This window comes from Acidiphilium multivorum AIU301, from assembly GCF_000202835.1.
Taxonomy (GTDB): Bacteria; Pseudomonadota; Alphaproteobacteria; order Acetobacterales; family Acetobacteraceae; genus Acidiphilium; species Acidiphilium multivorum.
Window position 1 is genome coordinate 2710129 of record NC_015186.1, and the last position, 12883, is coordinate 2723011.

A 12883-nucleotide genomic window follows, 5' to 3' on the forward strand; every position below is an offset into this window, starting at 1 on the left:
GTACTGTTCCGCTTACGCACTGCGCACCGCCTTGCCGAGCAGGCCGGAGGGCCGGATCAGCACGATGATGAGGAGCAGCGCATAGGGCACGAGATTCGACCACGAGGCGTAGTAGGTCTGCATCAGCATCGTTCCCACGCCGAACACGAGGCCGCCGACCACGGTGCCGAGCGGATTGCCGAGCGAGCCGATGATGATGATGGCGAAGGATGTCGTGGTCAGCCCGTCGCCGATCGAGGGCGACACCGAGCCGACCATGTAGGGCACGAACACGCCGGCGATCCCGGCGAGCGAGAGGCCGATCATGAAGGCGATCGCCGACACCCTGTCGACATCGATGCCGGTTGCCCGCGCCTCGTCGCGGTCGGCCATGATGGCGCGCGTCGCGAAGCCGAGCCGCGTGCGCGTGAAATAGAGCCAGAGCCCGCCGATACAGATGACGCTGACCGCGGCGGCGACCCACCAGCTGTCCGGAAATTCCTGGCCGAACGCGCCGATATTCCCCGAGCCCAGCGCGTTACCGGGCAGCGAGCGCTGGTCCGCGCCGAAGATGAGGAGCATCACCGCCTCGATCATCTGGGCGATGCCGAAGAACAGGATGAAGGACAGCATCTCCGGGTCCTGGCTGCGCTGCAGGCGCGGCACCACGCCGTAATAGAGCGGATAGCCGATCAGGATCCCGCCGAGAATCGCCAGCGGAATGCCGAAGATCGGGTTGAGGTGAAGGTCATGCACCAGAAGCCACGCGCCGAACCCGCCCAGCATGATGAACTGGCCGTGGGCGAGATTGATCATCCGCATCACGCCGAAGACGAGATTGAGGCCGATGCCGACAAGGCTGAAGAAGATGCCGTAGAGAATGCCGCCGATCAGCGCGTATTCGAGAAGTGCCAACGGCGCGCCCTTTCTTGCAGGGAAGTTGGAAACCAGTGGTCCGGATCGACGAAAGATCCCGGCCCGTCACGGGCCGGGATCCTGCGGTTCCGGGGCGCCGGTCAGTGGTGCGGCGCGGGATAGACCGGCTTGCCGGTCGCCTTGTCCTGCGGATAGACCACGACGATCTTGTTGGTCTTGCCGGCGGGGACGAGCTGCGCCACCGGCAGCAGCTCGCCGAGCTGGGCGCCGTTCGCGTTGATCTTGAACTGGCCGAGCACCGTCGTCGTCTTGCCGGACATGTCCATCAGCGCCTGATGGAAGGCGAGCTGGGTGAATTTCGGCGCGGTGCCGAGCATGTCCTGCATGATCAGCCCGGTATTGTAGCCGGCCGCATCGAGGAAGTTCGGCGCGTTATGCGTCGCCGCGGTGAACTCCTTCACGAAGGTCGCGGTGTTCGGGCCATAGGTGGTCTTGGCGAAGGAGACGAGCGGCGGCGTCGGATAGGTGTAGGTATAGGCGAGGGTTTTCGCGCCGACATTCTTCGTCATCAGGGCGAGAAGCTGGCCGGGGAAGATGGTGAACGTCATCTTGAAGTGCAGGCCGCTGCCGGCCAGCGTGTGCAGGAAGGCGATGTCGTTCGGCGGATAGCCGAACTCGATCACCGCATCCGGCCGGTGCGCCGCGATCGTGTGCAGCAGCACGGTGTAGTTGGATTCGCTGGTGGGCACGCCGTGATAATACACCGGCGTGACGCCGCCCTTCTTCAGCGTCGCCTTCAGCGTTTCCGCCTGCGAGGCATCGAAATCGTTCGAATCGTAGATGACGGCGACGCGCTTGATCTTGTGGTCGAGCAGGAAATGGCCGAGCGGCAGCGGCCACACCGTGGAGGCGGGAATGCTGACATCGGCGAGATAGTCGGTCTTCTTGGTGAAGAAGTTCGCCCCCGAGCCGGTCGGGTCGATCAGCAGCATGTGGTGCTCGGCGGCCAGCGGAATCGCGACCGAGGTGAGCACCGAGCCGAAATCGGCGACCAGCAGGTTCACGTGGTCCTGGGTGATGAGCTGGTTGTACAGCGTCGTCGCGGTCGCGGTCGAGCTCTGGTCGTCATAGGCGACGATCTTGACCGGGATCTTCTTGTCGAACGCCTTGACGAAGACGCCGCCGGACTTGTTGACCGTCTTCGCCCAGTATTCGAGCCCGTGATACTGCCCCTCGGACGCCACCGCGAAAGACCCGCTGCTCGCATAGAGCGTGCCGATCTTCAGGACCGACGGCGCCGTCGCGGCGGACGCCTGGCCGATGCCCGCCAGCGCCAGGCCCGAGGCCAGGACTCCCGCCGCGCAAAAACCCCAGGCGCGTCTGAATTGTGCCCGCATGGTTGCTCCCCTTGATGCAATGAGCCAGTCACGGCCAATTGTTGAAATTTGACCGACCGATATGACCACAGAAGCCGGACGGTCAATACTCGCAACCAATAAACCTTGCCTATCCGGTTGACTCCCATACCTACTAGATCTAGTGTTGGGCATGGATGTCCTGGCCCGTGAAGACCTGCCGTTCCCGCAGTCTCTGCCGGAATTCCAGCGTATTTTCCCGAACGACGCGGCCTGTGCCGCCTATCTCGAAAGCGCCCGCTGGAATGGAGGGTTCGCCTGCCCAAGGTGCGGCGTCGTTGGCGAGCCGTTCCGTTTCGAGGCGCGCCCGGGCGTTCTGCGCTGCCGGGCCTGTCGCAAAGACGTAAGCCTGATGGCTGGGACCGTTATGGAACGCAGTCACACGCCGCTGTCGACTTGGTTCTGGGCGGCTTACTTGATCGCCAGCCAGACGCCCGGAATGTCGGCCGTCCAATTTCAGCGGCAACTCGGCCTGTCGCGCTACGAGACCGCCTTCGGCATCCTTCATAAGCTGCGCGCCGGGATGGTGCGCCCCGAGCGCGACAAGATTGGCGACACGCCGCAAGAACACGTCGAAGTGGATGAAACGTGGGTTGGAGGACGAACCCGAGGCGATGGACGGGGTGTCCATCACAAGGTTCTCGTCGCCTGTGCCGTGGAGGTGCGCCACCGGAAACCGGGAACCAAGCTCGACAATCGGAAAGACGGTCGCTACGCGGGACGCGTTCGTCTCGCTGTTGTCCCCGACCGTAGCGCCAATTCGCTCTGCGGATTCGTCGAAAACGCCGTTGCTCCCGGATCGCTGATCGTTACCGACGACTGGAGCGGCTATGCCGGTCTCGGAAGGCGCGGGTTCGACCACCATGCAATCGCCGAATGCGGCGACCCGGAGGTGGCAGAAGAATTCCTGCCGATCGTCCACTTGGTCTTTACCAACCTGAAGACCTGGATCAACGGCATCCATCACGGGGTCAGCGCCAAACATCTACAAGCCTACCTCAATGAATTCACGTTTCGGTTCAACCGGCGCCTCTATCCCTTCAACGCGTTCCGCTCGCTGCTCGGAATCGCGGGTAGGGCAGCCGCACCAACCTTTGACGAGCTTTATTCCGGGGAATGGACACACCCTACATTTAGTGGGTGTGGGTAACAACCGGATAGGCAAGCAATAAACAAGCCGTGATTGCCGATTTTCGCCCCGGGGATGAAATACCGATCGAACTCGATCCATGACTGCAACGATTCTGCGCGGACGACGCGATTATTTGCCGGCGCGGCGGATGCCGCCACCCTTGCCGAATGTCCGTCCGGGCGGCATACGACATTCGTCACCGGTCCCGCGCGAGCGGGTGAAAAGGGAACATCGTGCGCTTCGGCCGGGCTTCATTGTCCCGGAAGCAAGTCGATGGCTGCCCCCGCAACTGTCAGCGGCGAGCCGGTGGTCCGTCCGCCCGCAAGGGCGAGCCACTGAACCGGTAGCGGTTCGGGAAGGCAGGGCCACCAGCGTCGAGCCGCGAGCCAGGAGACCTGCCGGTGTCGCACCAACCTTGCTGCCGGGCGGGGTGCACCGGAAGCCGGAGCCGACCCATGACTGCACGCATCAGCGGCAGCGCCTGCCGCGCGCGTCCTCTCGTTTCCCCCTCATCGCGCCGTTCGCGGTCCCACGCCCACCGGGGAGGCCGCGCATGAGCATCGCGACCAGTCTCGGCTTTCCCCGCATCGGCCGCAGGCGGGAACTGAAATCGGCCCTCGAGGCGCACTGGGCGGGCGAGCTGTCCGAAGCCGGCCTGCAGGAGGCGGCGCGCCTGCTGCGCGCGGAGTCCCATTCGCTGCAGCAGGGGCTGGGCATCGGCCACATCCCCTCGAACGATTTCGCGCTCTACGACCATGTGCTGGATACCGCCTGCATGGTCGGCGCGATTCCGCCGGGCTATGGCTGGCGCGGCGGCGAGGTGACGCTGCCGACCTATTTCGCCCTCGCGCGCGGCACCGGCGGCGGCGATGCCGCGGCCGGCCTGCCCGCGCTCGAAATGACCAAGTGGTTCGACACCAACTATCACTATCTCGTCCCCCGGCTCGCGGCGGGGCAGCATTTCGCGGTCACCGCCAACCGTCCGCTCGCGCTGTTCCGCGAGGCGCTGGCCCGCCACCGCCGCACCCGGCCGGTGGTGCTCGGCCCCGTCTCGTTCCTGCTGCTCGCCAAGACCGATGACGGGTCCGATCCGCTCGACCTGCTCGACCGCCTGCTGCCCTGCTATGCGCAGGTGCTGGCGGAGCTGGCCGCCGAGGGCTGCGCCTGGGTGCAGATGGACGAGCCGGTTCTCGCCCTCGACCTCGCGCCGAAGGCGCGGGCGGCGCTGCGCCACGCCTATGAGACCCTCGCCCGCGGGGCGACGCCGCGCCTGCTGCTCGCCAGCTATTTCGCGCCGATCGCGGACAACCTGCCGACCGCGCTGGCCCTGCCGGTCGCCGGCCTGCATCTCGACCTGGTGCGCGGCCGGGACGATCTCGCGCCGGTCCTCGCCGCGATCGGCCCGGCGACATGGCTCTCGCTCGGGCTGGTCGACGGGCGGAATGTCTGGCGGGCGGACCTGCGCGCCGCCCTCGCCACCGCGCGCGAGGCGGCGCGCGCGCTCGGCGGCAGCGAGCGGCTGATGATCGCGCCGAGCTGCAGCCTGCTGCACGTGCCGGTCGACCTCGCGCAGGAGGACCGGCTCGATCCGGCGATCCGCCCGTGGCTCGCCTTCGCCACCCAGAAACTCGCCGAGGTCGCGACCATCGCCCGCGGCCTCGACGAGGGGGAGGGCGCGATCGCCGAGGCGCTGGAGGTCTCTGACGCCGCACTCCGCACCCGCCGCGACAGCGCGCGGGTCCACCGGACCGACGTCGCCGCCCGGCTGCTGGGCGCGACACCGGAGATGGAACGCCGCCCCGCCCCGCACGCCGCGCGGCGCGCGCGGCAGCGGCAGCGCCTGCCCCTGCCCGCCTTTCCGACCACGACGATCGGCTCGCTGCCGCAGACCTCGGGCGTGCGCCGGACCCGGGCGGCGCTCGCGCGCGGCGAGATCGGCGCCGTCGAATACGACGAAGCGATCGCGACCTGGACCGAGGACGCGATCCGCCTGCAGGAGCGGATCGGGCTCGACGTGCTGGTGCACGGCGAGTTCGAGCGCAACGACATGGTCAAGTATTTCGGCGAGCAGCTCGACGGTTTCGCCTTCACCCGGCATGGCTGGGTGCAGTCCTATGGCAGCCGCTGCGTGGCGCCGCCGATCATCTGGGGCGATGTCGCGCGGCCCCGGCCGATGACGGTGCGCTGGGCGCGCCATGCCCAGTCGCTCACCGCCCGGCCGGTGAAGGGGATGCTGACCGGGCCGGTGACGATGCTGCAATGGTCCTTCGTGCGCGACGACCTGCCGCGCGAGACGGTCTGCCGGCAGATCGCGCTGGCGCTGCGCGACGAGGTGGCCGACCTCGAGGCCGCCGGCCTCGCCATCATCCAGGTGGACGAGCCGGCCTTCCGCGAGGGGCTGCCGCTGCGCACCGCCGACCGCGAGGCCTATCTGCGCTGGGCGTTGTCCTGCTTCCGCCTCGCCACCGCCGTGGTGCGCGACGACACGGCGATCCACACCCATATGTGCTACGCCGAATTCCAGGACATCATGCCGGCCATCGCCACGATGGATGCGGACGCGATCTCGATCGAGACCGCCCGCAGCCGGATGGAACTGCTGGAGGCCTTCGCCGGCCACGGCCCCTCCGCCTACCCGGCCGAGATCGGCCCCGGCGTGTGGGACATCCACAGCCCGCGAATCCCGCCCGAGGAGGAAATCCTCGCCCTGCTCCGCCTCGCCCGGCGGAAGCTGGCGGACGACCAGCTCTGGGTGAACCCGGATTGCGGGCTGAAGACCCGCAACTGGCGCGAGGTGATTCCGGCGCTGGAGAACCTGGTCGGCGCCGCGCGGCGGCTGCGGGCGGAGGCGATCCCGGCCTGATCCCGCCCGCCGGCCGGATGCGCGCCATCCGGCCGGCACCGCGCGGGGCGGCGTTTGCGGCGCGGCCGATCGCGGATACACCGGCATCGGCCGCAACCCGCCGCCGGAGCCCGTTCCGCATGCCGATCGCCGCATCCCCCGCCGCAGCCCAGCGCCGCGTCATCGTGCTGACGGGGATCCTGTTCGTCTCCTACCTGACCGTCGCGATGGCGCTGCCGACCGTGCCGATCGAGGTGCACGACCGGCTCGGGCTCGACAATGCGCTCGGCGGGCTCGCCGTCGGCCTGCCGTTCCTGACCACGCTGCTGACCCGCGCGCAGGCCGGCCGCCTGGCGGACGAGCGGGGCGGGCGGCGCTGCATGCTGCGCGGCCTCGGCGTCTACACCGTGGCGAGCGCGATCTGCATGGCCGCCGCCGTGCCGGCCGCGCCGCATCTCCGCTTCGCCGTGCTGCTCGCCGGGCGGGCGCTGCTCGGCGTCGGGGAAAGCCAGGTCGCGGTCGGCATGATCGGCTGGGGCATCGGGCTGATGGGCCATGCCCGCTCGGGCAAGGTGATCGCGCTGGTCGGCGCGGGGATGTATGGCGCGCTCGCGGTCGGCGGGCCGCTCGGCCTCGCGCTGTTCCGCGCGCTCGGCTTTGCCGGGCTGATGGCAACCTGCACCCTCCTGTCGGTGCTGGGCGCCGCCATCGCGTTCCGCTTTCCCGACGCGCCGCCGACGCCGGGACAGCGGCAGCCGCTCTGGCGGGTGGTGCGGCGCATCGCGCTGCCGGGTGCCGCGGTCGGGCTGCAGGGGATCGGATTCGCCGCGCTCGGCGCCTTCATGTCGCTCGACTTCCTGAGCAAGGGCTGGCCGGGCGCCGGGCTTGGGCTGACCTGTTTCGGAATCGGCTTCGTGCTGATGCGCCTCGCCTTCGGCGACCTGCCGGACCGGGTCGGCGGCACCGCGGTGGCGGCGGGGTCGCTGCTGGTCGAAGCCACGGGACAATATCTGATCTGGCTTGCGCCCGAGGCATGGGTCGCGCTGCTCGGCGCCCTGATGACCGGGCTCGGCTGCTCGATGGTGTTTCCCTCGATGGGCAAGGAAGCGATCCGCCGGGTGGAGCCGCATCTGCGCGGCACGGCGATCGGCGGATTCGCCGCGTTCCAGGACCTGGCCTATGGCGCGACGGGCCCGGTCGTCGGCCTGCTGGCCGACCGCACCGGCTATGCCAGCGTGTTCCTGATCGGCGGGATCGCGGCCACGCTCGGCTTCGGCGCGGCGCTGCTGGCCCATCGCGGCGCGCGCGGCGCGGCGGGCTGATCGCCCGCCCGCCCATCGGCCGGCGCGGCGTGGCCCTTGCGTCGATCCTTGCTAGATTCCAGAACCGGAGGCGGCGCCGCGCCCTGCGGCGCCGGCAGGCGAGGAGACCGACGATGACCAAGACGCGCAAGACACCCGAGGAGTTGCGCAGCCACCGCTGGTTCGGCGCGTCCGACCTGCGCAGCTTCGGCCATCGCTCGCGGATCAAGCAGCTCGGCCACGCGCCCGAGGATTACGCCGGCAAGCCGGTCATCGCCATCGTCAACACCTGGAGCGGCCTCGCCCACTGCCACGGGCATTTTCCAGCCCGCGTCGAGGCGATCCGCCGCGGCGTGCTGCAGGCGGGCGGCTTTCCGGTCGAGATTCCGGTGATGGCGCTGCCGGAGAATTTCGTGAAGCCGACGACGATGCTCTATCGCAACCTGCTCGCGATGGAGGTCGAGGAAAGCCTGCGCTCGCTGCCGGTGGACGGCGCGGTGCTGATGGGCGGCTGCGACAAGACCACGCCGGCCACCATCATGGGCGCGATCAGCGCCGGGCTGCCGGCGATCTTCATGCCCGCCGGGCCGATGCTGCGCGGCGACTGGGGCGGGCGCATCCTCGGCTCCGGCTCGGATGTCTGGAAATACTGGGACGAGAAGCGCGCCGGCAACATTTCCGAGGCGCAATGGGAAGACATGGAATCCGGCATCGCCCGCTCGGATGGCGTGTGCATGACGATGGGCACGGCGATGACGATGACCTCGCTCGCCGAGGTGCTCGGCCTCACCCTGCCGGGCGCGACCTCGATCCCGGCGCCGGATTCGCGCCATGCCCGCATGGCGGCGGCGACCGGGCGGCGGATCGTCGAGATGGTCTGGGGCGACGTCACCCCCGCCGACCTGCTCAGCCAGGCGAGCTTCGAGAACGCGATCGTCGCCAGCGCGGCGCTGGCCGGCTCGACCAACGCGATCATCCACCTGATCGCGATGGCCCGCCGCGCCGGGATCGAGCTCGATCTCGACCGGTTCGACGCGCTCTCCGCCGGCGTGCCGGTGCTCGCCAACATCCGCCCCTCCGGCCAATACCTGATGGAGGATTTCTACTACGCCGGCGGCCTGCCGGCCTTCCTCACCCGCCTCGCCGACCGGCTCGACCTCGCGACCCGCACGGTGAACGGCATGACGCTCGGCGATAACATCGCCGGAGCGACCGTGTGGAACGACGACGTGATCCGTCCGCTGGACAATCCGGTCTCCCGCGCCGAGGGGCTCGCGGTGCTGCGCGGCAATCTCGCTCCCGGCGGCTGCGTGATGAAACCCTCCGCCGCGGAGCCGCGCCTGCTCAAGCATGAAGGCCCAGCGCTGGTGTTCGACGATTACGACGCGATGGCGAAGGCCGTCGCCGATCCCGATCTCGACGTCACCGCCGATCATGTGCTGGTGCTGCGCAATGCCGGGCCGCAGGGCGGGCCGGGCATGCCGGAATGGGGGATGCTGCCGATCCCGGTGAAGCTGCTCCGCCAGGGCGTGCGCGACATGCTGCGGATTTCCGACGCGCGGATGAGCGGCACCAGCTACGGCGCCTGCGTGCTGCATGTCGCCCCGGAATCCTTCGTCGGCGGGCCGCTCGCGCTGATCCGCACCGGCGATGTCATCGCCATCGACGTCGCGGCACGGCGGATCGACGTGCGGTTGTCCGATGAGGAACTCGCCCGGCGCCGCGCGGCGTGGACGCCGCCGCCGCCGCGCTTCCCGCGCGGCTATGGCGCGATCTTCGCCGCCCATATCGGCCAGGCCGATACCGGCTGCGATTTCGACGTGCTGGCCCGGCCGGGGACGATCGCGGAGCCGGAAATCCACTGACATCTGGTTAGTACGGCCGGGTTTCACGGTACCGCATCTTGCGCCCGCCCTGTCGGGACCGAACATAAGGGGCAACCCTATTGACGTTCTTCGAAGGACATTCCGCATGACACGCATCCTCCGCCAGCCGGAAGGGCTGGATCGCGCGCTGGCCACCGGGCGCTTCGCGATCGGCCAGCCGGTGTCGCGTAGCGAAGACCCGGTGCTGCTGCGCGGCGAGGGGCGCTATACCGACGATCTCGACCGGCCGGGCCAGCTCTACGGCGTCGTGGTGCGCAGCGGGGTCGCGCATGGCATTCTGCGCGGCGTCGATACCGCAGCCGCCGCGGCGATGCCGGGCGTTGCCGCGATCATCACCGGCGCCGACATCGCGGCGTCGGGCTTCGGCCCGATGCCGGCGGCCGCGAGCCGCAACCGCGACGGGTCGGACACGCCAAGGCCCCGGCAATTCGCGCTGGCGACCGACCGCGTCAGGTATGTCGGCGACCCGATCGCCTTCGTCGTCGCCGAAACGCTCCAGCAGGCGCGCGACGCGGCCGAGGCGGTGCTGGCCGAGATCGACGCGCTGCCGGCGGTGACCGACGCGCGCGACGCCGCCACCCCCGGCGCGCCGCAACTGCACGACGAGGCGCCGGGCAATCTCGTGCTCGACTATCATTTCGGCGATGCCGAGGCCGTCGCCGCCGCCTTCGCCCGGGCCGCGCATGTCACCCGGCTGAGCCTGCGCAGCAGCCGCGTGATCGTCAGCCCGATGGAGCCTCGTGCTGCGATCGGCGAGTTCGATCCGGCGGAGGGCTACGTGCTGCGGCTCGGCTGCCAGGGGGCCGTCAACATGCGGGGGCTGCTCTGCACCGTGCTCGGCGTGCCGAAAGAGCAGGTCCGGGTGCTGGCCGGCCATGTCGGCGGCTCGTTCGGCATGAAGGCCTCGTGCTATCCCGAATATGTCTGCGCCCTGCTCGCCGCCAGGCAACTCGGCCGGCCGGTGAAGTGGACCGACGAGCGCTCCGGCAGCTTCCTCTCCGACAGCCACGGCCGCGACCACGAGATGCTGGCCGAACTGGCCCTCGACGCCGAGGGCAATTTCCTCGCGACCAGGCTGACCGGGTTTGCCAATCTCGGCGCCTATCTCTCCAACGTGGTGCTGCTGCCGGCGACGCTGAACGCGGTGAAGAACTTCGTCGGCGTCTACCGCACCCCGCTGATGGAGGTTTCCAGCCGCAGCGTCTTCACCAACACCACCCCGGTCGGCGCCTATCGCGGCGCGGGGCGGCCGGAAGGCAATTACTACATGGAGCGGCTGGTCGAGACCGCCGCGCGCGAGATGGGGCTCGATCCGCTGGCGCTGCGCCGGCGCAACCTGATCCGCCCGGAGGCGATCCCGCATCGCGCGCCCTCGGGCCTGACCTATGACAGCGGCGATTTCCCCGCGACCCTCGACCGCGCGCTGGCCGCGGCGGACTGGGACGGGTTCGCGGCACGGCGGGCGGAGAGCGAAGCGCGCGGGCGGATCCGCGGGCGCGGGATCGGGCACTATCTGGAAGTGACGGCGGATGCGAGCCCCGAGATGGGCGGCATCCGCTTCGATGCCGATGGCGGGGTGACGATCGTCACCGGCACGCTCGATTACGGCCAGGGCCACGCGACCCCCTTCGCCCAGGTGCTGCACGGCAAGCTCGGCATTCCCTTCGAGCGCATCCGGCTGGTGCAGGGCGATTCCAGCCAGCTCCTCGCCGGTGGCGGCACCGGCGGCTCGCGCTCGATCATGCAGAGCGGCGCCGCCATCATCGAGGCCGGCGACCTCGTGATCGAAAAGGGCCGCCGTGCCGCCGCCCATCTGCTCGAAGCCGGCGAGGCCGACATCGAATTCGCCAACGGGCGCTTCAGTGTCGCCGGCACCGATCTCGGGATCGACATCATGGACCTCGCCGAACGGCTGCGCACCGCCGGCACCCTGCCCGAGGGTGTGCCCGCCACGCTCGATGTCGGCCATGTCACGCACGGCGTGCCCTCGGCCTTCCCCAATGGCTGCCACATCGCCGAGGTCGAGCTCGATCCCGAAACCGGGGTGATCGAGGTCGTCGCCTATCACACGGTCAACGATTTCGGCGTGCTGGTGAACCCGATGCTGGTCGCCGGCCAGGTGCATGGCGGTGTGGCTCAGGGGATCGGCCAGGCGCTGCACGAGCTGGTCGCCTATGACGAGGCCGGCCAGCTGCTGACCGGCTCGTTCATGGATTATGCGCTGCCGCGGGCGGATGCGGTGCCGGGGATCGGCTTCGCCAGCCACCCGGCGCCGGCGCGGACCAATCCGCTCGGCGTCAAGGGCTGCGGCGAGGCCGGCTGCGCCGGCAGCCTGCCGGCGGTGATGAACGCGGTGGCCGATGCGCTGTCCGGCTTCGGCATCGCGCATATCGACATGCCGGCCACCCCGCGCCGTGTGTGGGAGGCGATCCAGGCGGCGAAGATCCGGCCGGGTGGATGATGCTCCGGTTATCAATATGATGGAGCACTACATCCGATCCGACAGGATCGGAAAGTGCTCTAGCGCCGGTAGGTTTTAGCCAGCCTGGCCGGGTCGCGCCCGGCCAGAAACAGCGCCAGGCGGATGAGGTTTCCCGCGGCCCGGCGAAACCAGCCGTCGCGCTGGTAGGTCCGGGCGCTGGTCCCGATCACGAGATCCATCAGGGCGAGGCGGCGGCCGAGGCGGCGGGCCAGCGCGACATCCTCCATCAGCTTCAGGTCGGGCACGCCACCCAGCGCCGCGAGCAGGCGCGCATGGATCAGCAGGGACTGGTCGCCATAGGGCAGGCGAAAGACGCGGCACCGCCATCCCGCGAGGCGCTCGACGATCCGCGCGCGAATATCGCCCGACGCGAAGCGCAGCCTTCCATAATAGGCCCGCGCGGGGTCGGCCCGGGCGAGCGTGTCGCGGAGAGATTCCGCCCAGCCCGGCGGCAGTTCGCTGTCGGCGTGCAGGAGCCAGATCCAGCCGTCGGCGATCCGTTCGGCCCCGCGGCGAAGCTGGCCGCCGCGGCCGGGCGGACCTGCCACCACATCCGCGCCGTGACGCCGCGCGATGGACACGGTGTCATCCACGCTGCCGCCATCGGAGACGACGATGCGCGCGACGAGCGCCGGCGCCCCGGCCAGGACGGCCAGCAGGGCGCCAATGCGATGCCCCTCGTCGAGGGTCGGGATCACGACCGTGACGTGGGCGTCGGCCTGTAAGCATGCGTCCCGGCCGATCGGACTCTTTCTCCTGCCTGCGCGATTCGGTTGCGACATGCCGCAGCATAGCGCGTCCGGCGGGACAGGCGAGCGGCCCCGACAAAAAGGGCCCCGGATGACTCCGGGGCCCAGTTGGGAACAGGGAATTCAACGTCTGGGAGAAACGTTCATCCGGTTGATACAGGAGACGCGAGTGCTCCCGATATGACCTAGATCAAACCGCGTCATTTATTTGCATGGGACAA

8 protein-coding genes and 1 riboswitch are annotated in these 12883 nt (G+C 69.3%); of the genes, 5 read left to right on the forward strand and 3 right to left on the reverse strand.

The features are described 5' to 3' along the window. Nucleotides 1-12: 12 nt before the first annotated feature. The gene (locus tag ACMV_RS12215; RefSeq protein WP_007422457.1) at nt 13-894 is read right to left on the reverse strand and encodes a branched-chain amino acid ABC transporter permease; all 882 of its coding nucleotides are present in this window, start codon (nt 892-894) and stop codon (nt 13-15) included. Between the two features lie 101 nt (nt 895-995). Further along, nucleotides 996-2252 carry an ABC transporter substrate-binding protein gene (locus ACMV_RS12220; RefSeq protein WP_007422458.1) on the reverse strand — a complete coding sequence of 419 codons (1257 nt, stop codon included), beginning with the start codon at nt 2250-2252 and terminating at the stop codon, nt 996-998. Nucleotides 2253-2403: 151 nt separating this feature from the next. Between ACMV_RS12220 and ACMV_RS12225 the strand changes: the two genes are divergently transcribed. From ACMV_RS12225 to ACMV_RS12245, 5 genes are all read left to right on the forward strand, one after another. Further along, nucleotides 2404-3420 carry an IS1595-like element ISAcr1 family transposase gene (locus tag ACMV_RS12225; protein ID WP_007421341.1) on the forward strand — a complete coding sequence of 339 codons (1017 nt, stop codon included), beginning with the start codon at nt 2404-2406 and terminating at the stop codon, nt 3418-3420. Between the two features lie 165 nt (nt 3421-3585). After that, nucleotides 3586-3819, forward strand: a riboswitch (cobalamin riboswitch). A gap of 136 nt (nt 3820-3955) precedes the next feature. Next, on the forward strand, nt 3956-6265 hold the full coding sequence (metE, locus tag ACMV_RS12230; RefSeq protein ID WP_013640597.1) for a 5-methyltetrahydropteroyltriglutamate--homocysteine S-methyltransferase: 2310 nt from the start codon (nt 3956-3958) through the stop codon (nt 6263-6265). A gap of 119 nt (nt 6266-6384) precedes the next feature. Further along, nucleotides 6385-7566 (forward strand): MFS transporter, encoded by a 1182-nt coding sequence (locus ACMV_RS12235; RefSeq protein ID WP_041665345.1) that lies wholly within the window; start codon nt 6385-6387, stop codon nt 7564-7566. A gap of 113 nt (nt 7567-7679) precedes the next feature. Continuing rightward, nucleotides 7680-9410 carry an L-arabinonate dehydratase gene (araD, locus tag ACMV_RS12240; RefSeq protein WP_013640599.1) on the forward strand — a complete coding sequence of 577 codons (1731 nt, stop codon included), beginning with the start codon at nt 7680-7682 and terminating at the stop codon, nt 9408-9410. Nucleotides 9411-9516: 106 nt separating this feature from the next. Further along, a complete protein-coding gene (locus tag ACMV_RS12245; RefSeq protein WP_013640600.1) occupies nt 9517-11892 on the forward strand; it encodes a xanthine dehydrogenase family protein molybdopterin-binding subunit in 2376 nt (791 codons plus the stop codon). Between the two features lie 59 nt (nt 11893-11951). Here ACMV_RS12245 and ACMV_RS12250 read toward each other — a convergent pair whose 3' ends face one another. Further along, nucleotides 11952-12611 (reverse strand): glycosyltransferase, encoded by a 660-nt coding sequence (locus tag ACMV_RS12250; RefSeq protein ID WP_013640601.1) that lies wholly within the window; start codon nt 12609-12611, stop codon nt 11952-11954. Nucleotides 12612-12883: the final 272 nt, after the last annotated feature.

Excerpts from the sequence above, each read along its gene's own strand:
- ACMV_RS12220 (WP_007422458.1), bottom strand. The coding sequence starts at position 2,252 with ATGCGGGCACAATTCAGACGCGCCTGGGGTTTTTGCGCGGCGGGAGTC.
- ACMV_RS12235 (WP_041665345.1), top strand. The coding sequence starts at position 6,385 with ATGCCGATCGCCGCATCCCCCGCCGCAGCCCAGCGCCGCGTCATCGTG.
- ACMV_RS12225 (WP_007421341.1), top strand. The coding sequence starts at position 2,404 with ATGGATGTCCTGGCCCGTGAAGACCTGCCGTTCCCGCAGTCTCTGCCG.
- araD (WP_013640599.1), top strand. The coding sequence starts at position 7,680 with ATGACCAAGACGCGCAAGACACCCGAGGAGTTGCGCAGCCACCGCTGG.
- ACMV_RS12245 (WP_013640600.1), top strand. The coding sequence starts at position 9,517 with ATGACACGCATCCTCCGCCAGCCGGAAGGGCTGGATCGCGCGCTGGCC.
- metE (WP_013640597.1), top strand. The coding sequence starts at position 3,956 with ATGAGCATCGCGACCAGTCTCGGCTTTCCCCGCATCGGCCGCAGGCGG.